Genomic DNA, 21,784 nt, shown 5'->3' with positions numbered 1-21,784 from the left:
TCTCCTGTTCTGCTACGTCGGGATACGGAGACCGAGGGCGGCGGGCTGTCCTTGTCCGGGAGTGCCGCCGCCCTCGGGCGTAGCTAGTTGGTCTTGGCCCAGTGGGCGTATTCCTGGCGGACGTAGCCGCGCGGTTCGGCGGCGGCCCTCGGCTGCACCGCCCGGATCGGCCCGTCGTCGTGACCGCCGTTGCCGTCGCGGTCGTAGTCGACGAACCGGCGAGCCGCTTCCGTGGCCGCATCACCGGCGTCGCCCGTGATGCCGTCCAGTTCGTCGCGCAGCGCGATGCGGTCCAGCAACGCGGCCTTGCGCAGCCAGTACTCACGGCCCGGAGCCTCACCGTGCGGCTTGTCGACGGCCGTGCCGACGGTCCATCCGATCTCGCGGACGACGCTCGGGGCGAACGCGTACGCCGCCTCCGGGGTGGGCCACGGGCCCGGGTCGGCGCGGTGGTCGGCCCTGACGTAGAAGCGATGCTGCTTGCCGTCGCGGGTGGGGCAGACGGTGACGGTGCCGGTCGTGAAGGTCTTGTCCAGCGCGGCGACGATGCGGTCAGTGTCGGCCGGGTCGCAGATGATGCGGATGTCGAACACGGTTCTCCTCTGGGGGGGTTCAGCCGTGGAAGTGGCTGCGCTTGATGACGGCCTTGCGGATGTTGACCGTGCTGCCCTTGCCGCTAGTGATGGCGCGGGCGGGGGTGCGCAGGGCGAGGACGACGAGGGCGATCCAGATCAGTGCCCCGCCGCTGAAGCCGGCGGCGGCGTTGATGACTTCGCCGATGCCGTATCCGGCCCCGGCGGACAGGGCGCCGCCCCCGATGCCGGCGCCCATGAGGCGCTGCGCGATGGGGTCAAGGAGCGGGAGCGGGGTCAGGTCGCGGGGCGCGGGGGCGACGACGGCGGGCGGGGCGAGGTGCTTGGGCATGGGGACCATGCGGCCGTAGGCGTCGGGCACCCACACCACCGGCTGACGCTCGGCGTACGGGTCCATGGCCACCGGCGCGGCGAGGTCGTAGGGGGCGAGGGGGGTGGGGTGGTGGACTTCCACGGCCGCCGGCTCGTATCCGGCCGGGCGGCGGTACGCGGTGGGTTCGTTCACGTCCTGGTCTCTTCTCTAGCGGCCGGTTCCGGCGAGGGCGCCGGTGACGGCGGTGACGAGTTGGTTGACGGTGTCGGCCGCGCCGGTGCCGGCGAGGTAGAAGCCGAAGAGCACGGCGGCGACGGCCGCGCCCGCACCGAGCGCCCGGAAGCGCAGCAGCAGGGCGAGGACGGCGGCGAGCAGCAGGACGAGGGGGATGGTGAGGACCACAGGCGTCTCCCGGCGGGTCAGCGGGTGCCGGCGCGGTAGGTGCGCGCGGCGCGGTTGTAGATCCAGCGGCCGACGCGTATGCGCTTGCCGGTGGCGTCGCAGCGGCGGCAGTCCTTGCCGCGCTTGGTCTTGCCCTTGCGATCGGTCTTGAAGGCGTGGCCCATGCCGTCGCACTTGCGGCAGTCTCCGAACGGGCTCAGCCAGCACTTGACGACGTAACAGAGTGTGACGGTCAGCAGGAATGCGGTAGCGAGCACTGCAAGGCTCATCAGGGGCCTCTCAGAGGGGGTTCGAGGGGTTTCCGCAGGTCGGCCGCTATGTGCTAGCGACCTGATCAGGGGCGGTTTGGGTCGCTAGCAGGGTTGCTACCGGTAGCGACGTCTGCCGCTACCGGTAGCAGGCTGCGGCACCTATCCGGCGTCCCGCTTCTTGTTGCGCTGTGTAATCGCGGTGGCGATGTCGTCGCGCTTGATGCCGCGCTTGTTGACCTGTTCGCCGTCGATGCGGCGGCTGATCTGTCCCGTGCCGATGCCGAACGGCTTGAGGGCTGCGGTGAGCGCTTCCGCCTTGGGCTTGGGCTCCAGTTCCGCCCACGGTCCGTAGACGTCGGGGCGCAGGTCGGCGAGCCGGTCCACGATGGTCTCCGACCACACCTTGGCCTCGCCCTTGCCGAGGACGGCGGCGACGTCGTCCAGGATCGTGGCGGACACCTCCGGGGCCGGGGCCTCGCCGGCCGCGTCGCCGGTGAGCGTGCCCTCGGCCTCGCGCAGCGCCGCAGCGCGGGTGAGGATGCGTTCGGCGTCGCGGCCGTCGGCGAGGTAGGTCCGCACGATCCCCGCGTCGTCGGACATGCCCTTGAGCAGGCCCACGCCCTTGTGTGACTTGAGCAGCTTGGACGCGTCCAGACCCTCGGAGTACGAGCCCGCACCGAGGATCGTGTCGGAGACCTGGTAGGCGCCGACGCGCAGCGCGAACCGCGCTTGGTGCTGGTCGCGCAGCTCCGAGGGACAGGCCTTGTCGTCCGGCTTCTGCGTGGACGTCATGACGCTCACGCCGACCGCCGGGGCGACCCGGGCGAGGTAAACGAGCAAGGACAGGATCTCCTTGCCGTGTTCGGGGTGCTGCAAGTACTCCTGCACCTCATCGATCACGAACAGGGTCAGCGGCATGTTCAGCTTCTTGTCCCGGCTGATCTCCGGGGTGAGTTTGCCCTCCGGGCAGATGTGCAGCGGCAGTTCGGAAAGCCGGTGGTACCGGTCCTCGACATCCGCCTTCAACTCGCGCAGCGAGGTCAGCAGATGCCCCACCGGGTCGAACCCGTTCTTGGGCACGATGCCGAACGCGATGCGGTGCGCGACCAGGGCGAACTTGCGCCAGTCCGGTGACGCCTTCCCGTCGAACACGTACAACCTGACGTACGGGTCCAGCGCGGCAGCAAGCGCGATCGTGCGGGCAGAGAACGTCTTGCCCTGCCTCGGCACAGCGCCGACCAGCAGAGACAGCCACAGCATCGTGGCCATGACCGGGTTGCCCCGCTCATCCACACCCCACGGGAACGGCTTCCAGAAGTCCACCCGCGTCGCCCCCAACAGCGGCGACTTGCCGGACGGGACCGCGAGCGGGTCACGGTCGGCGATCCAGTACGACACCCGCCGGCCGCTCGTCTCGTCCTTGTCCAGGAAGAGCTGAGTCGGCGCGATGTCCATGCCAGACGCGAGCCGGGCATGGGCCTTGAGGGCATCCTCGAACGTCTTGCCGTACGGCAGATCCACCACGACGCGCCAGCCGTCGCCGTCCCGGCCGATCGGCCGCGGGAAGGCAATCGACTGATCCTTGGTCGTCAGTCCGGACGCCTCGTGAGCGCGGATGACGATGTCCGAAGACAACTTGCGCTTGCGGAACGTCACCTTGGCCATGTCGATCAGCGGCCGGTCGGCCGGCGCCCCCACCGCGCCCAACGTGGTGGTCAGCGTGGCCACGGCCAGCAAGAGCAGCCACGACGGCGCCATGACGAACAGCGTCAGGGTAGCGGCGAGGCCGACGAACCCGGCGATCGTGGCGACGATCCCGCGCAGCCTCACACGGTCGTTGCGCTGCCGCGACAGCTTCAGATACTCGGCCGCGTCCTCAGCGGCCACGGCGGCGAGACGCAGGGTCTTGCCCTCTGAGTCGAACACCCACCGGCCGATCGCGGCCGACCAGCGCCACGCCCCCCGCGGCGAGTACCACAGCACCTTGGGCGTGTAGATGCACGGCAGACGAACCGCGTGGTAGCCGACCACGGTGGAGTAGTGGCGGACAGCCCACTTACGGACGGCCTTTCGCTGGTCAGGGAGCTTGACCCAGTCCGGCAGGACAGCCAAGCGGGCCTTGTCCTTGGCCTCCATCCACTCAGCCACCGAGGGCGGGTAGACCTCGCGCGGCGGGTCAACCGGGACGCCCTCAGCCAGTCCCTCGGCCTCCGGGTCGTCGGTGTCGGGGAGTTCGGCCTCCCACTCCCCCGGCTTCACCTCACCCTCGCCGGGTACGGCGGCCGGGACGGGATCCTTCTTCAGCGGGAACGGCAGCACGGCGGCCGTCCGCTCGTCGGCGCCCTCCGGCTCGGCCGGGGACGGGAACACGGTGCTCTCGGTCATGATGTATCTGCTCCTTCACGGGAGTCGAAGGGTCCGGCCGGCTTGCTGTGGAAGGTCGGGCGGCCGGACCCGTGCAGAGATGATGGGCGCCGTACTCGGCGGTAACGGGCAGAGTTCCTACCCCCTTGCTGAGGGGTACGGTTTGTACCCCTGCGGCGGGTAGGAACCTTCCCCACCCAGGTCACGCAGCGCGCTGTTCCTCGGGATAAGCACAGGTCACACAGGCTCCGAGCGAGGACGGGATCACGTATCCGGCATCCCGGCCGCACTCGGGGCAACGGCGTCGGGCGGCATTGGCCTTATCGAGCGCCGCCCACCTCGCCGGAGTCATCGGCCGCACCGACCGGGCGAGGTCGACCCGGTACAGGTACGCGGTCAGCGGTTCGCGCCGACGGCGCGGCCGGAGGATCTGCGCGGCGACTTCCTGCCCGCCCGGCCGCAGCCCCCGCCCCCTCAGTTGGCGGCGGGTGGCGTATTCGTCGGGAGCGCAGCGCCAGGGGAAGGTGGGGATCCCGAACCGCTCACCGGCGGGGTCAAAGCAGTCGGCGAGGGTCAGACGCTTCACGGGGCCGTGCCGCCGACGGCGGCACGTTCAGCGAGGATCGTGTCCCGCAGCATCCGCGCGTTCGCCGGCGAGGTGTGGACCTCGCGGCGGATCCCCTCAGCAGTGATCTGCGCATCCGCCCACCCGGCCGTGACCGACCGTGCTTCGGTGAGCAGTTGATCCGGTGTCCGCTTGGGCCGACTCGATCGGGCGACCTGCGGCACCCGACCCGTCGCCCGGCGCGGCCGGCTCGACACCGCCGGGACCGTCCGTGCGACCGGTGCCACGATCGGCGCCGGGAGCGCCCGTACGGGCTTGAGCGGCAGAGTCGACTTCCCCAGGTCGACCGCCACCGGATCGGGAACCGGGAATCGAGTCAGCACCACGGACGGCGCCGGGGTCGATTCCGACAGGTCAGCCATAGACCGATTCCTCACGGTGTCAGCAGATTCCTCCGCATTCGCAATCAGGGCGGGTGCCGGGTCGGTGCCGCCGAACATCGAGGCGAGTGCGGCATCCGCACCGGCGGTGATCCGGTCGCGCTGGACGTCCAGCAGCCTCGATCCGAGCGCCACGTCCCCGACCCCGACCTTGCGGGCCAGACGCCACGACACCCGATCGGACCGCTTCCTGACCCGGGCGGTCGGATGCTGAGCGGCACGCGCCCGGTGGTAGGCGAGGGCCTGAACGATGTCCGCGGTGCGCCGTTCGTTTTCCGCGTCGCGGCCGTCGGTGTGGACGACGATCCGCCGGGCGAGGAATGCCATTCCCTCGGCCGACACCGACATGCCCATCGGGGTCAGCGCGAAGATGACGGTCCGCCCCGGGTCCGGCGCGGCCATCGCGCCCATGACGGCGGCGGCGGCCGGCAGGGCCCACAGTCCGACCCGGACGACGCGCGGGGAGGACTGTCCCAGCATGGTCAGCCCGAGCAGCACCAGGGCGAGAACGGCGGTTGCGCCCTCGCCGGCGGCGAGCGCACCGAGCGCGGTGCCCTTGCCGTAGGCGTGCCCGATGTTGCTGTAGGTGCCGATACCGCCGACCACGCCCGTGGCCAGCATGGGCACGAACGCGGCCGTCAGGACACTGATCTGAACCTTCGTCAGTGGCTTGCGTGCGGTCATCACGCCACCTCCTTGCCGGTGGTGCCCGGCCGGCCGTAGCGACGGCCGTGGACGGTAGGAAGCGAGGGGCCCGTCTCGTGCTTCGGGGCGATGCTGGCGCCCCCGCCCTCGCGCTTGGCCCGGTACATGTGCTCATCCGCCTGCCGCAGCAGCGCAGACAGATCAGCGGTCCCACGCCAGTAGCGGGCCACCCCGACCGAGACGTACACGTCGATGTCCTGGCCCTCGAACGGCACCGGCCGCTCAAGGCTGCGGACCAGGTCCAGCACCTTGGCGCTCAGGTTGCCGGTGACGGTGTCGGCCTCGCCGAAGACGTCGGTGACGGCGGCGAACTCATCCCCGCCCAGCCGTCCGGCCACCCCGTGGTGTCCGGCCGCCCACGCCCCCAGCCGCATGCCGGTCGCGCGGATCACCGCGTCACCGGCCGCATGGCCGTGCGTGTCGTTGATCTGCTTGAACCAGTTCAGGTCCAGCACGAGAACTGCCCGTTGCTGCCCCTGGGACAGGCTCTTGCGGGCGCGGTCCTCGAACGCGTCCCGCGTCCACAGCCCGGTCAGCGGATCGCGGCGAGCGGCCTCGATCCGGCGCGTCAGCCGAAGCGCGTGCACCGACCACCCGGCCAGTAACGGCGCACCCGCGGCGGCGGTGAATATCAGCTCACTCATGCCGCTTCCCCCGTCCCCGACCGGAAGCCGCGAACGGCACGCAGGAACGGCACGGTGCGGGTGAGCGCGTCGGCGTACAGGGCGTCCCAACCGGCGATCTCGTCACCGGCCTCCGCTTCCTGCCGCAGGTCGGCGAGGATGTCACGGGCCGCGTCCTCGCGGGCGGCGCGCTCGTCGTCCGTCTCGGACTCCAGCGGGCCCCGGAACAGGTCGACGTCGATGCCGAGCGCCAGTTCCGCGAACTCAAGGTCGCCGTGCGCTTCGTGACCTGCGACGAAAGTGCGCATACGCATGGTGGATCTCTCCATTTCAGGTACGTCGGGATTGGCGCGGGGCGGCCGGCTGTCCTTGTCCGGGAGTGCGACCGCCCCGCTAAGAACGGGGGTCAGACGGTGGCGATGATGAGCGCGGCAGCATCCACGCCGGTCACCGGCTCTCGTCGCGGTGCTGAACGAGCTGAATGGCCATGCGGGGGAAGTCCCCGATGCCGTCGAAGTGCGCGAACTTCACACCGTGCAGCTCGGCCGCCCGGATCATGTCGCGAAGGACCGAGGCGGCGTCGGCCACCTGCCGGGGCGTCGGACGGTGACTCGGAGCGAACTCCATTGCGGCCGACGCGACGCGGTGTGCGAGGTCCTCGATGTCGTTCTGGTTCACTGCGCTTCCACTCCTTGACTGTGTCGGGATGGAGACCGGAAGCGGCGGGCTGTCCTTGTCCGGGAGTGCCGCCGCACCGAGCGCTCTACTCATCGTCGGTGTCCTCGGTGCTGGCGCCGGCGCCCATGACCACGTCGCCGTGGACGACCCCGCCGGACACGGCCACCTGGTCACCCAGGACCACGGAGCCACCGAACGTGATGTTGCCGTCGCCGAAGTTGAAGACGGCGCCGCCCTTGCTGTCGCTCATGTGCTTCTCCTCTGTGCGTTCCGGACGTGCGGCGGTCGTTCGACCGCAGTGCCCCGGGCGGGATCCGGTCCCGCGCCCTCGCGGCTGAATGCCGGGGCCGACGGTCGTCACCCGGCCGTCGCGGGGACGAGGTCAAGCCCCGTCAAGTTCGAAGCACTCTGTTGAGTTCTCAAGGAACCGGCGCTTCCTTCGTACTCACCCCCTCGGGCTTTCCTCCGGACGCTGTCTGTGCAGGTCAAGCGGTTTCCCCTTTGAGTCGGGGCGACCTCTTGCTAACTAGCTTGCACTAGTCTGCTGTGGTGCACAAGCCCCGTGGGGTGATGCGCACTAGTTCGCTGTGGTGGGTACCCTCAAGGCATGACTGTCACAGGAGGGCCCAAGCCGAAGGCGGTGCAGGTCGCAGACGCGCTCCGCGACGACATCAAGAAGATGAAGCCGGGGGAGAAACTCCCCTCTCAGCGAGAGCTGATGGACCGCTTCGGGTACGCCAGCCAGACCATCCAGAACGGGCTAGCCGCACTCCGGACCGAGGGGTTGATCGTGTCTGCGGGGAACCTGGGCAACTTCGTCAGCGACGGGTCTGCCCGGGGTGACGACGTACGCGATGACATCAAAGAAATCCGCTCCCAACTCAAAGCGTTGACCGAACGGCTCGAAGCGCTGGAAAGCCGCTCCGTACCGGGTGGCGCTTGATGTGCAACCAGCATGGGAGTAACGGAGTGTGTGAGGTAAGTGACAGCCAGGGGACGGCGACAGGGTGGTGGGGACATGTCCGGTGACACCCCCTTGTCCCCTTCCCTGTCCCCCCTGCTCGCGCGCGAGACTCGGAGTAGGCACTCGGAGGAGGGCGCATGACTGACGACAGGCCCGCTTGGGCGCGACGCATCGCTGCCGAACGACAGGCGCGCGACTGGTCGCAGCGTGACGCGGTCAGGGCCCTGCGTGCGCACGCCCCCACGGAGCTGCCGGCAGAGGACAGCATGATTCGCCAGTGGAAGCGCTGGGAGTCCGGCCAGGCACCGAACGACTTCTATCAACCGATCATCGCGGCCGTGTTCGGCACGGTGACACACGCGCTCTTCCCTGCTCCGTCCCGCAGGGACGGCGACAAGGAAATCTTGGCAGCGAGCGGTATGGAGACTCTGGAGATCGTGAGTCGCCTGAACCGGTCCGACGTCGACAGCGCGACGCTCGATGCTCTCCGGATCACCACAGACCGCCTCTGCTCTGAGTACCCGTTCATGCCGAGTGCTCAGCTCCTTGTCGAGGGGCGGCAGTGGCTTCGCCGCGTCGTTGAGCTGCACTCAAAGAGCCTCACTCTTGCCCAGCATCGCGAGGTGCTCGCGCTGTCGGGTTGGCTCGCCTTGCTGGTCGGCTGTGTCGAGTACGACACGGGCGACCGGCACGCGGCCGAGTCAACGCGGCGTGCCGCTCTCTCGCTCGCGACCGAGTCCGACCACCCCGAGGTGGCGGGGTGGGCACACGAGATGCGGGCGTGGTTCGCCCTCACGACCGGCGACTACCGCGGGGTCATCGCGGCAGCGCAAGCCGGGGCAGAGACCGCAGCACACCATGGCGTCGCCGTGCAGCTCGCGGGCCAGGAAGCCAAGGCATGGGCGCGACTCGGGGACCGACGGCAGGTTGAGGTCGCCCTCGACAAGGGGCGCCGGCTTCTTGAGGGGATGCCGTACCCCGAGAACCTGGACAACCATTTTGTCGTCGACCCCGCAAAGTTCGACTTCTACGCGATGGACTGCTACCGGCTGGTTGGGGAAGACCGACTTGCGCGGACACTCGCGCAAGAGGTGCTGCGTGCGGGAACCGACTTCGACGGCACAGAGCGGTCACCCATGCGGAACGCCGAAGCGCGGGTAACCCTGGGGGTCACCGCAGCGCGAGAGGGCGACCTCGAACAAGCCCTCATCCATGGCGAACGCGCCCTACAGGGCGAGCGTCAGTCTGTCCCGTCCCTGATCATGACCAGTCGAGAACTCGCGGCCGTCATGAGGCAGCGCTACAGCACCGAACCGGCGGCGCAGGACTACCTGAACCACCTGCAAGACCTGGGCAGGGAGAAGCCGGGGTTCCTCCCCTCTTGACCCCGAAAGACTGGCACGGCCGCCTCGCCCGGAGGCCGTGCCAGTCATCGCTTTGCGAAGCGAGGGGCTTCACGAGTCGACTGAGCACCGAGAGGTGCTCACGATCCCTACATATCGATCAAGCGTTCTAGTTCATAGGAACTCACATATACTTTGCCCCACATTGCCCGTTGACTTGGCGACCTCAGCGTCTACAGTGAGAGATGCACGGACGGTCGTCTGCTGGTCGGAAACGTCAGCACCCGCCAAGCGCGGCTTAAGCCGGCCGACGTGCTCACAGGGCCGCTACCCACGGGTAGGCGGCCTTTGTGCTGGGGTTCGCCGGATGCATCTTCAGACCGTACGAGGTCAGCGGCGCGGCGCCGCGTCTGTAGAGTCGCGGACTCAGTTCTTGCAGGTAACGCGGTTCCGTGTTGCCGAACCGGTCATCATTGAAAGCCGCGAAAGTTGCCGATGCCGCAAGATCAGCACACTGCAACATCTCAACTCGCGAAGGTTGATCGATCCGTCCGCCCCTCGGATCAAGAGCCTTCCAAGCCACCCGGCACTCCATCGGATCCTGCGCTTGCAGGATCGATTCATACTGACGAAGCTTCGCCATCTTGAATCGCACCACATGGGCGAGGGTGTACTCCAGGATCGATCCCGAGTCGCGAGCCAGCCACGACAGGCGCTCCAAAAGGTAACGGAAGGTGTAGAGGTAAGCCTGATCGTCGTCGAGGCGAGCCCCACCCGCTGGCAGGTGCCTCTTGCAGACCACAACACTAGATACGGTCGCCCAGTTCTGCGCGGCAAGGAACTTCGCTGCGTGAAGCCGGTCCGTATGAGACTTGAAGTTTTGCCAGTGCAGGACGTCCCCCGGCCGCCGCCGCAGGTCTATCCGGAGTGCGGCAAGGAATGCGGCGGCCTGAGGCAGGTCACCATCCGCCACTACGACGGCCGACATGACGAAGTGATCACTCGACTTCTCAGATCGCGACCGCTGGCCAGCCTCGTCGACGAATGCGTGCAGCTTCGGCAGCGCCACCCCTCCGACGGTCGCGGCCTGCGCATGGCCCGACGTTGTTGACACCCGACTTCCTCCGTTCCCGCTTTTGACGACGACACCGTTGTGCAGCGAGGCCGTCATCGCGGGGGACGGGAGGTTCGTTGCGCACCGTGAGGAAATCGTGGCACGTGACGAGATGTTAACCAAGGGCGTTATCCACACCCTCTGGGGATAACGCCCGCAGATCTGTTGATAAGAGGTCATTTTCTGTGGATAGGATTGTGTGCAACCCTGTGCACGGGCTGATCATCCAGCAGCGACGCCGGGCCTGATCTGCGGATTCTCTGTACACCGCCTGTGCGCAAGAAGTTTTTCCACACGGGTGGCCGCAGACCGCTCTAGGGCACGTGACATCCCCGTACCGTTCAGCACCGTTCGTTGTCCTGGTCCTTGTCCAGTACGCCCACGGCCGCCACCGTTCACCGCCGTACGCGCACCCCCTCTGACCTGCCCCGCGAACCCCTGCGAACGCCCCCGGACGGCCATGCGGACAGTTGGAAAGCGTGTTGGGGGCAACCCCTCACGAGTTCGAATCTCGTATCCTCCGCCAGTGCCTCACCGGGCACGATGTCGAAGGGCCCCACCGTTCGCGGTGGGGCCCTTCGACGTTGGGTTCGGGGACGGGCACCGCATCCTGGTGCCGCGGCGCTTCGTCGGACGGAGCCCGGCGGCCCGCCTCGCCGTGCCGGTCCGAACGGCACACGGCGGGGTGTGACGCGGGTCACGGGAAGTCGGTGTGGGGTGCCGGACAGCTCATAGGGGTGAGCATTGATATGCGTACCCGGGTACGGGCCGGGGAATCGAGCGCCTTCGCGGAGCTCTTCGACAGTTATGCGCGCGCGGTCTACAACCATGCCTTCCGGCTGACCGCCGACTGGTCGACGGCCGAGGACGTGATGGCCGCGACCTTCCTGGAGGCATGGCGGCTGCGCGACCGGGTCGACCCCGAGGGCGGCTCGCTGCGGCCCTGGCTGCTGGGCATCGCCACCAACACCGCGCGCAACCAGTACCGGAGCAACCGCCGTTACCGGCAGGCGGCCCAGGCCGCCGCCGCGGCCGAGCTGTCGGTGCCCGACCACGCCGAGGACGTGGCCGGGCAGGTCGACGACCGGCGCCGTCTCGCGACCGCCCTCGCCGCCCTCGCGAAGCTGCGGCCCCCGGAGCGCGAGGTCATCGCGCTCTGTCTGGGGGAGGGCCTGGACTACGAGGCCGCGGCGGAGGCGCTGGGGATTCCGGTCGGCACGGTCGCCTCCCGGCTCTCCCGCGCCCGCAAGAAGCTGCGCACCCTCACCGACCCCGGTCCGGCGCGCCAAGAACCCGGACCGCCGCTGAAAGAAGTTCGCGGAAGACGGGAAGGCAGCCGCCGCGCCCGACAGATAACAGGCGATCGCACCCAAGTGATCCGGCCCGCACAGGAAGGAAACCGATGAACGCGAACACGCCCCGGCAGAGTCCGGCCGCGCAGGACGAGAGCGCCCAGCAGCTCCTGTCCCGCACGGCGCGCGATCTCCCGGCGGGCCGTCACCAGTTCCACAAGGAGCGCCTGATGGCCCAGATTCACCAGACCCAGCAGGAAGAGCGCACGGCGGCCGCGGAGGCGGTGGCCCCGGCGCGGACCCGGCGGTTGCGGCTGCCGCGTCCGGCGATCACGCTGCCCGTGCTGGCCGCCGCCCTGGCCGGGACGGTCGTCGCCGGCGTGGCGCTGAACGACGGCAGCGGGGTCAGGGACGGCGGTGTCGCCACCGGCCCCGCCCTCACCACCCACATCGGTGCCGCGACCACCAAGGGCGTCCCCCAGCTGCTGGGCCAGATCTCCCTGGCGGCGGCCGAGACCGGGGGGAGCCACCCGGCCGTCAAGCCCGGCCAGTACATCTACGTGGAGTCCAAGACGGCCGACACCTTCGTGAAGACCGTCGACGACAAGAGCAGCCTCGCCAGCCACGCGCTGCACACCCGCCGGATCTGGCAGTCCCCCGACGGCACCAAGGGCTGGCTGATCGACCCCGCCTCCAGCGACGACCCCGCGGGGGAGACCCTGAGCCTGCCCGACGAGCAGGGGAACACCCCGGTCGGCGGCCTGAACCACCCCACGTACGACTACCTGGCCAAGCTGACCACCGACCCCGATCAGCTCCTGGCCACGATCTACAAGGAGACCAAGGGCCACGGCAACTCACCCGACCAGGAGGCGTTCACCACCATCGGCGACCTGCTCGGAGAGAGCTATCCCCCGGCGAACCTCTACCCGGCGCTGTTCAAGGCCGCCGCGAAGATCCCCGGTGTCGTCGTCGTCGACGACGCGGTGGACGCGGTGGGAAGGAACGGGGTCGCGGTGGCCCGGCTGGACGAGACCAGCGGTCAGCGCGAGGAGTGGATCTTCGACAAGAAGACCCATGTCTTCCTGGGCGAGCGCTCGGTCCAGGTGAAGCAGGGCACCGGCGAGGACGCCCTGATGAAGCCCGGCACCGTGACCTTCACCAGCGCGATCCTCAAGCGGGCCGTCGTCGACGGCATGAAGCGGACCCCGTGAGCCGACGCGGTGGACCGGTCAGCCGATCTTCACGGTCTTCGACACGGTGACCTGGTCGATGTCGGTGGTGCGGACGGTGACCTTCATGGTCCAGGTGCCGGCCACCGGGAGGGTGACGCCGTCCGCGCCCCAGTAGCCGCCCCGGTCCGTCAGTTCCGCGTCGATCGGGCCGATCCGCTGCGACTCCAGGGTGAAGGTGAGGCGCAGCTCGGGCACGGTGGCGAAGCCGCCGTCGGGGCCGTAGATCACGGCCTGCACGGAGTTCTCGCCCACCCGGCTCGGTGTCAGTTCGATCTGCACCTTGCCGTGTCCGCCCTGCGTGCCCACGTCGAACGGGATCGTGGTCGTCGAGGTCGTGGCCTCCCCGGCGGCCGCGGTGGCGGAGGCCGCCGCGGCCTCGGTGGCCGCGCGGCCCGGCTGGGTACCGGTGAGCAGGGTGGTGATCACCAGCACGACGATGCCGACGACGACCTCGACCAGCACCGAACGCCGCAACGCCCGCCGGTACCGGTCGGCCTCGTCGGAGGCCTTGTCGGAGGCCTTGTCCGAGCTCTTGTCCGAGCTCTTGTCGGAGGTCTGGTCCGAGGGCTCGTGATCCGGATCCGGTACGCCGTCGTCCGGTACGCCGTCGTCCGAGGCACCGCCGTCCGACGGGCCGTGCGCCCCCTCGCTCCGTACGCCGGCGGGGGCGGCCGCGGCCCCCACCGTCTGCGGGACCCGCTCCTCCACCGGCACCGCCGCTGTCCGTGCCTCCTCCGCCGCGAGCATCAGCCGCCCGGTCCAGCGCCGCGAGGCCCCCGCCCCCGCCAGCAGCACCAGCACCGCCACCAGTTTGGCGACGAGGAGCCGGCCGTACGAGGTGGAGGTCAGCGCGTCCCAGGAGCCGAGGCCGCGCCAGGACTGGTAGACGCCGGTGACGACCAGGACGGTGACCGAGGCGAGGGCGAGGCGGGAGAAGCGGTTGACGACGGCCGCGGGGAGCGGCTCGGCCGACCGGTACAGCGCGGTGAGCAGGGCCGCGAGGCCGCCCAGCCAGACCGCCATCGACAGCAGGTGCAGTACGGAGGAGACCATCGCCACGGGGACCTGGATCCCGGCGGACGCGTGCTCGGCGACGGCCCAGGTGACGGCGAGGGAGACGGTGAGGAGCCCGCCGAGCGCGAGGACGACGCGCCCCCGCGCCTGCTCGCGTACCGGATAGAACACCGCCGCCCCGAGCAGCACCAGCCGCGCCAGCAGGGCCAGTCCCGGCCTGCTGGTCAGGGTCTCGTTGAGGACGGACGGGTCGAGGGCGTCCGCCGGGCCGCTGCCGCGCTCGTAGGGTCCGCGCAGCAGGAGCAGCGCGACGGTGGACCCGGCCAGGATCCACCAGCCGGTGAGGAGCAGTCGCCGCACCGGGCCCGGGAACCCGCAGACCAGGACGAAGGTGGCCGCACCGATGAGGAGGGCGAGACCGCCGTACGCGAAGTAGCGGGCGGCGTCGTAGAGCGTGCCCGCGACGGTGTTCCCGGGGGGGTCGACGGGGACGGGCGGGGCGGTCGCGGAGGGTTTGCCGATGGAGAAGGTGAAGGCTCCGGAGACCGGGTGACTGTCGGCCGAGACGACCCGCCAGGCCACCGTGAAGGTGCCGGTGCCCAGGCCCTTCGGCAGGGTCACACGGGCGGTGTCGGAACGGTCGCCCGCGTGCCCCGGATCGCCGGTGTGCACGCGCCGGTTGTCCGGGTCGAGCACGCGGAAGGAGTCGTCGAGGAGCCCGATGGACTCGCTGAAGGACAGCGTCACCTCGGTGGGCGCCGTCTTCAGCACGCTGCCGTCCTGCGGATCGGTGCCGGTCAGCGCGGCGTGGGCGGACGCGCCGCCGACACCGCCGAACAGCACCAGGACCAGCACCGTGCCCAGCAGCGCGAGCCCTTGGGCGATCCGCCGTCGCTCCCGCTGTCCGCCTCCACGTCCGCTCACACGCCGTCTCCGTCGTCTCCGTCGTCCCTGCGGTGTCCGCGTTCCGGTCCGCATTCCGGTCCGTATTTCCCGACCGGTCCGTATTTCCAGAGTCACGGATACGTACGGACGAATCCGGCGCCGTGCTCACTCCCCCGGCGAGGAACCCACCGATCAGCCCACCGAGGAATCCCCTGAAAGGGCCGCCTCCCGCGTCAGAAAGGCCAGCCGGGCCCGCTTCTCGGGCAAGTAGACCTCGGGAAGGTCGATTTCGGGAAGCACGATCTCCGGGCCGGGTACGAAGCCCTGCCGGACCAGGAGCGCGATCGCCTTCTCGTTGCGCGCGTCGGGTTCGACCACGACCCGCTGCCGGTCGAGGCCGATCAGCACGTACGTGGTGAACGCGGTCAGCAGCACGGACGACCAGCCCGGCCGGCCACCGCCGGGCCCCGAGGGGCCGATCAGCAGGTGGACCCCGATGTCGCCGGGCTCGACGGCGTAGCACTCGCTGACCCGGTCGGCCTCGGGCTCGTACGTCTGGAAGAGCGCGGCGGGCTCGCCGTCCTTGACCGCGAGGAAGGCGTGGTGGGTGTCGAGGGAGCCCAGGTGGACGTACGTCTCCAGCACCTGCTGCTTCGTGAGCCCGTTCATGCCCCAGAACACGGCACGCTCCTCGCTCACCCAGCGATGGATGACGTCCAGGTCGGCGTGCGGGTCGACGGGCAGGACGCGCACGGTCCCGAAGCCGTCGACCTTCTGCTCGTGCACGGCCTCGCGGTCGACGGCGTACGGCTCACTGCTCATGGTCGTCCTCAACCTTCTCTGTCTCCTGCTCCTGTGTCAGCCGGCTCCAGTCGGTGCTGACGGGGGCCAGTTCTCCCTTGAGCCACAAGGGGAGTTGGTCGCGGTGGTGGGCCGAGCCCGGGACGCCCGAGGCGCCGAAGGGAACCACCCAGAGGCTCCGGTCGCGGTCGGCGAGGTCCCAGACGTAACGGGCCGCCGGGCCGCGCGCGCTCAGGTCGGTCAGGCCGGGGACCGCCGAGGTGCACAGCACGCAGTCGTGGTCCCCCGAGAGCCCCGGTTCGTCGTACGAGGTGGTCGTGAGCGCGCGCCAGGGCGCGAGGCGGTGGGTGTCGCCCCAGACGCCGTGCGGTTGCGCGGCCGCCTCCTCGACGGCCTCACGGACGAGGGCGGCGCGGTCGATGCCGTACAACTCCTCGGCCTTCAGCAGGTGTTCGAGGGCGATGCCGACGCGGGGGAGGAGGGCCAGCCAGGGGCGGAAGACCTCGGGGTACGCGGGCGGGTCGGCCAGCGCGGCGAAGGCGGGGTGCGCGGCCAGCCGCCGTACGACCGCGCCGCGCACCGCGGAGTAGGCGGCCGCCGCCATGCTGTCGGCCGTCATCCGGCGGTCCCAGCCGAGCAGCCGGTCGCGCAGGGCGGTCGCCTCGACGCCGAGTCCGTCGAGGGCGGCGACGTGGTCCATCAGAGGCGCGGCGGAGGCGAGATGGGTGTCCATGTGGATGTCCGCCATGTCCCGGGCCGACCACTTCGGCCGCTCGTCGAGGAGCTGTCGGATCCGGGCGGCACGGTGGAACGGGGCGAACTCGACACCGAGCGGGCCGGCGGGGCCGCGCTGGTTCGCCATCACGGCGACGCCGTCCTCGACCGTCCCGTACGGCATCTCGTGCCAGCCCCGCCATTCGTGCCCTGGCTCCCAGGCGGCGACGATCCGGGTGCGGTTGTCCGCGCCGCGGAGCGGGACCCGGCCGGCGACCCGGTGCAGTACGCGGCCCTCGGTGTCGGCGGCCTGGACGACGTTCACGGGCTCGGCCCAGTGGTCGAAGGCCCGGTCGACGTCGGCGACTTCACGGGCCCTGAGGAGGGGGAGGAGCGCGCTGAAGCCGAGGTCTTCGGTGACACGGGGCGGGTAGCGGAGGCTGATGGGTTCGACGCCCTCGGTCGTCTCCGCTCCCCCGATGACGACCGGCCCGCGGGGGGTCTCGACGACCTCGACCTCGATGGGTTCACCTCCCGCCACCTCGACCGTCTCCACGTGCCGGGCGACGGCCCGCCACTCCCCGTCGGGGTCTAGCGCCTCCCATCTTTCCGGCCCTTCCAGCCCTTCCGGCCCTTCCGGCCCTTCCGGCCCTTCCGATGCCTCCGATCCCTGGGGTCCGACGCGTCGCAGTCGTTCCCGGTACAGGTCCTGGTAGTCGGCCATCGCGTTGGTGATGGCCCAGGCGACCGTGCCCGTGTGGGCGAAGTGGGCGATGCCCGGGACGCCGGGGACGGCGAGGCCGACGACGTCGAACTCGGGGCAGGAGAGATGGATCTGCTGGTAGACGCCGGGGTCCTCGATGAAGCGGTGGGGGTCGCCCGCGATGACCGGCTGCCCGGTGCCGGTCCGCTCGCCCGTGACGAGCCAGCCGTTGCTGCCGGAGGTGCCCGGACCGTCGGCGACGAAGAGGTCCACGGCCTCCGGTCCGATCCGGCGGACGACCTCCTCCCTCCACAGCTTGGCGGGGAAACCGGCGAAGAGGATGTGCACGCCGAGCCAGACGCCGAGCGGGGTCCAGGGCTCCCAGCGCCCCGGGGCGAGCCCGGTCTCCGCGAACTCCGGTGTGCGCCGGGCGCCTTCGGCCAGTCCCTCGTTGACCCCGTCGACGTACGCGACGACCCAGTCGGCGGTCTCCGGATCCCGGCTTTCCAGCGCCGCGAAGCAACGTCTCGCGGTGTCGTCGAGCCGGGCCCGGCGTGCGAACCTGTCCCAGTCGACGGCCTCGGCGCCGAGGAACGCGGCGGAGGTGCCCTGCGAGCGGTGGCGTTCGACCTCCAGCTGCCAGGCACGGTCGAGGGCGGTGACACGGCCCTGGGCGCGGACGAGGGCGCGGGCGTCGGCGGCGCGCAGGTGGGGGATCCCCCAGGGGTCACGGTAGAGCTCGGCGGTCACAATCCATCCCCACTTTTGCCAGGTTAGGCTAACCTAACTTCCATTGGGGCGAAATGGTACGCGAGGGGCGGAGCGCCGATGGGCCCGGCGGAACAGGTTCTTCGCCGTCGCCGACTGGCGAACGGCGGCATGAGAGGCGTTTCACACCCTCACGCGGGATCATCGGGGCATGGACGTCAGCCTTCACATCGCCCAGGATCCCGAAGCGGACGCGCTGCTCAGCCGCAGTCCCCTCGCCGCCCTGACCGGGATGCTGCTGGACCAGCAGGTGCCGATGGAGTGGGCGTTCAAGGGACCGCGCACGATCGCCGAACGCATGGGCGCGGACGGGTTGGACGCGCACGAGATCGCCGCGTACGACCCGGAGAAGTTCGCCGCGCTGCTCACCGCGAAGCCGGCCGTGCATCGCTATCCCGGGTCCATGGCCAAGCGGATCCAGCAGCTGTGCCAGTACCTCGTGGAGCACTACGACGGGGACGCGGCCAAGGTCTGGGAGGGCGTCAAGACCGGCGATGAGCTGCTGCGGCGGCTCAAGGAACTGCCCGGTTTCGGCGCCCAGAAGGCCCAGATCTTCCTGGCCCTCCTCGGCAAGCAGTTCGGTGTGCGGCCCAAGGGCTGGCGCGAGGCGGCCGGGGCGTACGGCGAGCCGAACTCCTTCCGCTCCGTCGCCGACATCACCGGCCCGGAGTCCCTGGCGAAGGTCCGCGCCCACAAACAGGAAATGAAGGCCCAGGCGAAGGCCTCCGGCAAGTAGCCCCATTCCCTCACCCCTCGATCACCGGACAGGCCGAGGCTCGAGGAGCGCGGGGAACCGCGCGACCAGCCCCCACCCACCCGCGCCCGACTGAACTCACCACGGCGGGGATGCGGACCGCAGGTCCATCGGATGGGTCACCGCGGTGGCGGGGCGGCCCCGCCCGGCCAGAGCATGGAGCATGAGTGAGGTACCGAACGCTCCCCACCACGGCCCGCAGTACGACGACCGCCACATCCACGACCGCGAGCCGCACATCACCCCCGAAGGCCCCCTGCACCTCATCGCCCGCAGCGCCTGGCAAGCCGTCCTGCTCGCCGGCATCGCGGCCTTCGTCCTGGGCGCGCTGGTGCTGGTCTGGCCGGGCGCCTCCCTGCTCGCCGCAGGCGTGCTCTTCGGCCTCTACCTGCTCTTCAGCGGCGTACTCCAGCTCGTCGCCGCGTTCGGCACCCACGTCGCGACCTCGCTGCGCGTCATGGCCTTCATCAGCGGCGCCCTCTCGATCCTGCTCGGCCTGTTCTGCTTCCGCGGCCCGATGCAGTCGATCCTCCTGCTCGCCCTGTGGATCGGCATCGGCTGGCTGTTCCGAGGCATCACCCAGACCCTGGCCGCCGCGTCCGACCCGACCGTGCCGGCCCGGGGCTGGCAGATCTTCCTCGGGATCGTCAGTTTCCTCGCGGGGATCGTCCTGATCGTGTCCCCGTTCACCTCGGTCGCCGTCCTCACCCTCGTCGGCGGCTGCTGGCTCATCGCGGTCGGCGTCACGGAAATCATCACGGCGTTCGTGATCCGCGGCCGCGCCAAACACATCCCGGCCGTCGTCTGACCGCACGGCGGGTCCACGCCTTACGTCAACTCCGCGCCTCACCCGTAGCCCATGAGGGCGGATCTCGCCGCCGACGCGATGAACCACCCACTCCGGATGGGGACACGACCTCTTATGAGCCCCTCTCCGCACCGCCGGCCGCGTCCGCCGCACCGGCACGCGTGGATGCGGGTTCTGACGCTCCTCGTCGTCACGATCCTCGCGGCAGGCGCCCACATCGACGCCCTCGCCCCGACCTCCGTCATGGCCTCCGCCGAAACGGACTGCGGCGCCGAACACGACGTACTCGACACGGCCCTTCGCCCGCCCGCCCGGCAGGACCACCGCGCCCTCAACCCGCTGCGCCCCGCACCGACCGCTCCCGACGGCCCGGAGCCGGCGCCCCGCCCCCGTCACGTACCGCCGTCGCACTCACGCACGCCGCACGCCCTGCGCTCAGTGGTCCTGCGCTGCTGACAGGCCCGGACCCGGCCTCCGGACCGTCCCCACCAGCCAGTCAGCGAACCAGCGAACGCAAGGACACAGCCATGCCCACCGACCCGTACGCGGTCCTGCGCGCCCTCCTGCGCGCGGAAGCCGTCCGCAACACGCCCAAACCGCAGCCCGAGCCCGGGCCCGCGCCGGACGCCCGGCAGGTGCAGACGCCCCCGCCCAAGGAGCACGGAAACAGCTAGGCACAACCGAGGGAAGCACCGAGGAGATCGCCCCGACCGCGGGCGGGGCGGTCTCCTCGCCCCCTGACAGCTGACAGCTGACAGCTGACAGCTGACAGCTGACAGCTGACAGCTGACAGCTGACAAACACCGACTACCGCCTACCGGTTACCGGCTACCGCCTGCGTCGAGCCGTTCCGAAGAGGGAGCGGGTGATCTCCCTGCCGATCTGCGTGCCCATCGACCGTGCCAGGGACTTGAAGATGCCGCTGCCGACGACCTGTTCGACGACCGAGGGTTCCTCCTTCGCCCGACCGCCGCTCTTCGCGGGCGCCCGCCCCGCCTCCGGAGCCGCCTGGGCGGCGGCCTGCGCGGCGGCCGCGTCCCGCGCCGCGAGCTTCTCGTACGCGGACTCGCGGTCGACCGCCTGCGCGTAACGCCCGTACAGCGGGGACGCCCGCACCGCGCGGTCCAGCGCGGCCGGATCGACGGGGCCCATCAGGGACTGCGGGGCCCGCAGCCGGGTCGCCGCGACCGGCGTCGGCGCGCCCTTCTCGCTCAGCACGGTCACCACGGCCTCGCCGGTGCCGATGCCGGTGAGGATCTCCTCCAGGTCGTACGCGGAGTTGGGGAAGGTCTTCACCGTGGCCTTCAGCGCCTTCTGGTCGTCCGGTGTGAAGGCGCGCAACGCGTGCTGGACGCGGTTGCCGAGCTGGGCGAGGACGTCGGACGGCACGTCCTTCGGGGTCTGCGTCACGAAGAAGACGCCGACCCCCTTCGAACGAATGAGCCGCACGGTCTGGGTGATCGACTCCAGGAAGGCCTTCGAGGCGTCCGTGAAGAGCAGGTGCGCCTCGTCGAAGAAGAAGACGAGCTTCGGCTTGTCGATGTCGCCGACCTCCGGGAGGTCGTGGAAGAGATCGGCGAGCATCCACATCAGGAAGGTCGAGAAGAGCTGCGGTTTGTCCTGGACCTCGGGGAGTTCGAGGACGGACACCGTCCCGCGCCCGTCCGGCGCCGTCCGCAGCAGCTCGCTCGTGTCGAACTCCGGCTCCCCGAAGAACGGGCTCATGCCCTGCGCCTCGAAGGCGGTCAGGGAGCGCAGGATCACGCCCGCCGTCGCGGGCGACAGACCACCGATGCCCTTCAGCTCCGCCTTGCCCTCGTCCGAGGTCAGGAAGGTGACGACGGCCCGCAGGTCCTTGAGGTCGAAGAGTTCCAGACCCTTCTGGTCGGCGTAATGGAAGATCAGGCCGAGCGACTGTTCCTGGGTCTGGTTGAGCTGGAGCACCTTGGACAGCAGCACCGGGCCGAAGCTGGTGACCGTCGCCCGTAGGGGGATGCCCCTGCCCATGCCGCCGAGCGCGTAGAACTCGGCCGGGAAGGCGGTCGGCGTCCACTCCTGGTGGACCTCCTGGGCACGCGCCAGCACCTTGTCGTTCGACACGCCCGGCGCCGAGATCCCGGAGACATCACCCTTGATGTCGGCGAGGAACACCGGCACGCCCTGCACGGACAGTTGTTCGGCGATCAGCTGGAGCGTCTTGGTCTTGCCGGTGCCGGTGGCTCCGGCGACCAGCCCGTGCCGGTTGAGCACGGGCAGCGGAATGCGGATCCGGGCGTCCGGCAGACACCGCCCGTCCCAGAGCAGGGCGCCCAGGTCGAGCGCGGGTCCGGCGAACGCGTAACCGGAGGCGATCTCCAGGGCCTCCTGGGGGAGCGCGGGGGCGCCGCTCACACCTTCGGGTGCCACCGCGGGAGGTGCTTCGCTGTCGCTCATATCAGGCCCCTGTTCCCGGTTT

The 21,784-nt window shown here is 70.1% G+C and carries 24 protein-coding genes; 8 read left to right on the top strand and 16 right to left on the bottom strand.

Annotation, left to right across the window (positions count from 1 at the left end; genetic code table 11):
- Window positions 1–83: 83 nt before the first annotated feature.
- The 11 genes from ACIQTP_RS33755 to ACIQTP_RS33705 form a co-directional block, all read right to left on the bottom strand.
- Window positions 84–593: a hypothetical protein gene (locus ACIQTP_RS33755; RefSeq protein ID WP_403407186.1), complete on the bottom strand. Its 510-nt coding sequence runs from the start codon at window positions 591–593 to the stop codon at window positions 84–86.
- 19 nt (window positions 594–612) lie between these two features.
- Window positions 613–1,098, bottom strand: a complete 486-nt coding sequence (locus tag ACIQTP_RS33750; protein WP_403407184.1) for a hypothetical protein — start codon at window positions 1,096–1,098, stop codon at window positions 613–615.
- A gap of 15 nt (window positions 1,099–1,113) precedes the next feature.
- Window positions 1,114–1,308, bottom strand: a complete 195-nt coding sequence (locus ACIQTP_RS33745; protein WP_358545634.1) for a hypothetical protein — start codon at window positions 1,306–1,308, stop codon at window positions 1,114–1,116.
- A 17-nt stretch (window positions 1,309–1,325) separates the two neighbouring features.
- A complete protein-coding gene (locus ACIQTP_RS33740) occupies window positions 1,326–1,577 on the bottom strand; it encodes a hypothetical protein (RefSeq protein ID WP_403407182.1) in 252 nt (83 codons plus the stop codon).
- A gap of 141 nt (window positions 1,578–1,718) precedes the next feature.
- Entirely contained in the window at window positions 1,719–3,944 is a 2,226-nt protein-coding gene (locus tag ACIQTP_RS33735) for a cell division protein FtsK (protein WP_403407180.1), read from the bottom strand.
- A 181-nt stretch (window positions 3,945–4,125) separates the two neighbouring features.
- Window positions 4,126–4,509 (bottom strand): RRQRL motif-containing zinc-binding protein, encoded by a 384-nt coding sequence (locus ACIQTP_RS33730; protein ID WP_403407178.1) that lies wholly within the window; start codon window positions 4,507–4,509, stop codon window positions 4,126–4,128.
- Window positions 4,506–5,612: a conjugal transfer protein gene (locus tag ACIQTP_RS33725; RefSeq protein WP_403407176.1), complete on the bottom strand. Its 1,107-nt coding sequence runs from the start codon at window positions 5,610–5,612 to the stop codon at window positions 4,506–4,508. The genes ACIQTP_RS33730 and ACIQTP_RS33725 overlap by 4 nt, the downstream gene beginning before the upstream one ends.
- Window positions 5,612–6,277: a GGDEF domain-containing protein gene (locus ACIQTP_RS33720; RefSeq protein WP_403407174.1), complete on the bottom strand. Its 666-nt coding sequence runs from the start codon at window positions 6,275–6,277 to the stop codon at window positions 5,612–5,614. Before ACIQTP_RS33720 ends, ACIQTP_RS33725 begins: the two co-directional genes overlap by 1 nt.
- Window positions 6,274–6,564: a hypothetical protein gene (locus ACIQTP_RS33715; RefSeq protein ID WP_403407279.1), complete on the bottom strand. Its 291-nt coding sequence runs from the start codon at window positions 6,562–6,564 to the stop codon at window positions 6,274–6,276. The genes ACIQTP_RS33720 and ACIQTP_RS33715 overlap by 4 nt, the downstream gene beginning before the upstream one ends.
- Window positions 6,565–6,703: 139 nt before the next feature.
- Window positions 6,704–6,934 carry a hypothetical protein gene (locus tag ACIQTP_RS33710; protein ID WP_101404181.1) on the bottom strand — a complete coding sequence of 77 codons (231 nt, stop codon included), beginning with the start codon at window positions 6,932–6,934 and terminating at the stop codon, window positions 6,704–6,706.
- 85 nt (window positions 6,935–7,019) lie between these two features.
- Window positions 7,020–7,184: a hypothetical protein gene (locus ACIQTP_RS33705; RefSeq protein WP_403407172.1), complete on the bottom strand. Its 165-nt coding sequence runs from the start codon at window positions 7,182–7,184 to the stop codon at window positions 7,020–7,022.
- A gap of 357 nt (window positions 7,185–7,541) precedes the next feature.
- Between ACIQTP_RS33705 and ACIQTP_RS33700 the strand changes: the two genes are divergently transcribed.
- Both ACIQTP_RS33700 and ACIQTP_RS33695 read left to right on the top strand, forming a co-directional pair.
- Window positions 7,542–7,877, top strand: coding sequence for a winged helix-turn-helix domain-containing protein (locus ACIQTP_RS33700; RefSeq protein ID WP_403407170.1), 336 nt, complete (start codon window positions 7,542–7,544; stop codon window positions 7,875–7,877).
- A 158-nt stretch (window positions 7,878–8,035) separates the two neighbouring features.
- Window positions 8,036–9,283 carry an XRE family transcriptional regulator gene (locus ACIQTP_RS33695; protein ID WP_403407168.1) on the top strand — a complete coding sequence of 416 codons (1,248 nt, stop codon included), beginning with the start codon at window positions 8,036–8,038 and terminating at the stop codon, window positions 9,281–9,283.
- Window positions 9,284–9,557: 274 nt separating this feature from the next.
- Here the strand turns inward: ACIQTP_RS33695 and ACIQTP_RS33690 are convergent, their stop codons facing one another.
- Window positions 9,558–10,412, bottom strand: a complete 855-nt coding sequence (locus ACIQTP_RS33690) for a DUF3800 domain-containing protein (RefSeq protein ID WP_403407166.1) — start codon at window positions 10,410–10,412, stop codon at window positions 9,558–9,560.
- 692 nt (window positions 10,413–11,104) lie between these two features.
- Between ACIQTP_RS33690 and ACIQTP_RS33685 the strand changes: the two genes are divergently transcribed.
- Complete coding sequence (locus ACIQTP_RS33685) at window positions 11,105–11,761, top strand: RNA polymerase sigma factor (protein ID WP_403407164.1); 657 nt, start codon at window positions 11,105–11,107, stop codon at window positions 11,759–11,761.
- Window positions 11,758–12,861 carry a CU044_5270 family protein gene (locus ACIQTP_RS33680; protein ID WP_403407163.1) on the top strand — a complete coding sequence of 368 codons (1,104 nt, stop codon included), beginning with the start codon at window positions 11,758–11,760 and terminating at the stop codon, window positions 12,859–12,861. Before ACIQTP_RS33685 ends, ACIQTP_RS33680 begins: the two co-directional genes overlap by 4 nt.
- An 18-nt stretch (window positions 12,862–12,879) precedes the next feature.
- Here ACIQTP_RS33680 and ACIQTP_RS33675 read toward each other — a convergent pair whose 3' ends face one another.
- From ACIQTP_RS33675 to ACIQTP_RS33665, 3 genes are all read right to left on the bottom strand, one after another.
- Entirely contained in the window at window positions 12,880–14,874 is a 1,995-nt protein-coding gene (locus ACIQTP_RS33675; RefSeq protein WP_403407161.1) for a copper resistance CopC/CopD family protein, read from the bottom strand.
- 99 nt (window positions 14,875–14,973) lie between these two features.
- A complete protein-coding gene (locus tag ACIQTP_RS33670; RefSeq protein ID WP_403407159.1) occupies window positions 14,974–15,603 on the bottom strand; it encodes a GNAT family N-acetyltransferase in 630 nt (209 codons plus the stop codon).
- Entirely contained in the window at window positions 15,593–17,749 is a 2,157-nt protein-coding gene (locus ACIQTP_RS33665; RefSeq protein WP_403407157.1) for a penicillin acylase family protein, read from the bottom strand. The genes ACIQTP_RS33670 and ACIQTP_RS33665 overlap by 11 nt, the downstream gene beginning before the upstream one ends.
- A 169-nt stretch (window positions 17,750–17,918) precedes the next feature.
- Between ACIQTP_RS33665 and ACIQTP_RS33660 the strand changes: the two genes are divergently transcribed.
- The 4 genes from ACIQTP_RS33660 to ACIQTP_RS33645 all read left to right on the top strand — a co-directional run bounded on the left by ACIQTP_RS33660 (window position 17,919) and on the right by ACIQTP_RS33645 (window position 20,003).
- Window positions 17,919–18,503 carry an HhH-GPD-type base excision DNA repair protein gene (locus ACIQTP_RS33660; protein ID WP_403407155.1) on the top strand — a complete coding sequence of 195 codons (585 nt, stop codon included), beginning with the start codon at window positions 17,919–17,921 and terminating at the stop codon, window positions 18,501–18,503.
- Between the two features lie 181 nt (window positions 18,504–18,684).
- A complete protein-coding gene (locus tag ACIQTP_RS33655) occupies window positions 18,685–19,329 on the top strand; it encodes an HdeD family acid-resistance protein (protein ID WP_403407153.1) in 645 nt (214 codons plus the stop codon).
- Between the two features lie 165 nt (window positions 19,330–19,494).
- Window positions 19,495–19,785 (top strand): hypothetical protein, encoded by a 291-nt coding sequence (locus tag ACIQTP_RS33650; protein ID WP_403407151.1) that lies wholly within the window; start codon window positions 19,495–19,497, stop codon window positions 19,783–19,785.
- 71 nt (window positions 19,786–19,856) lie between these two features.
- Window positions 19,857–20,003 carry a hypothetical protein gene (locus ACIQTP_RS33645; RefSeq protein WP_402051424.1) on the top strand — a complete coding sequence of 49 codons (147 nt, stop codon included), beginning with the start codon at window positions 19,857–19,859 and terminating at the stop codon, window positions 20,001–20,003.
- A 154-nt stretch (window positions 20,004–20,157) separates the two neighbouring features.
- Here the strand turns inward: ACIQTP_RS33645 and ACIQTP_RS33640 are convergent, their stop codons facing one another.
- Complete coding sequence (locus ACIQTP_RS33640) at window positions 20,158–21,762, bottom strand: helicase HerA-like domain-containing protein (RefSeq protein ID WP_403407148.1); 1,605 nt, start codon at window positions 21,760–21,762, stop codon at window positions 20,158–20,160.
- Window positions 21,763–21,784: the final 22 nt, after the last annotated feature.

This window comes from Streptomyces sp. NPDC090798, from assembly GCF_044768965.1.
In the GTDB taxonomy this organism is placed as follows: domain Bacteria; phylum Actinomycetota; class Actinomycetes; order Streptomycetales; family Streptomycetaceae; genus Streptomyces.
This window is presented reverse-complemented; position numbering and strand designations above follow the sequence as displayed.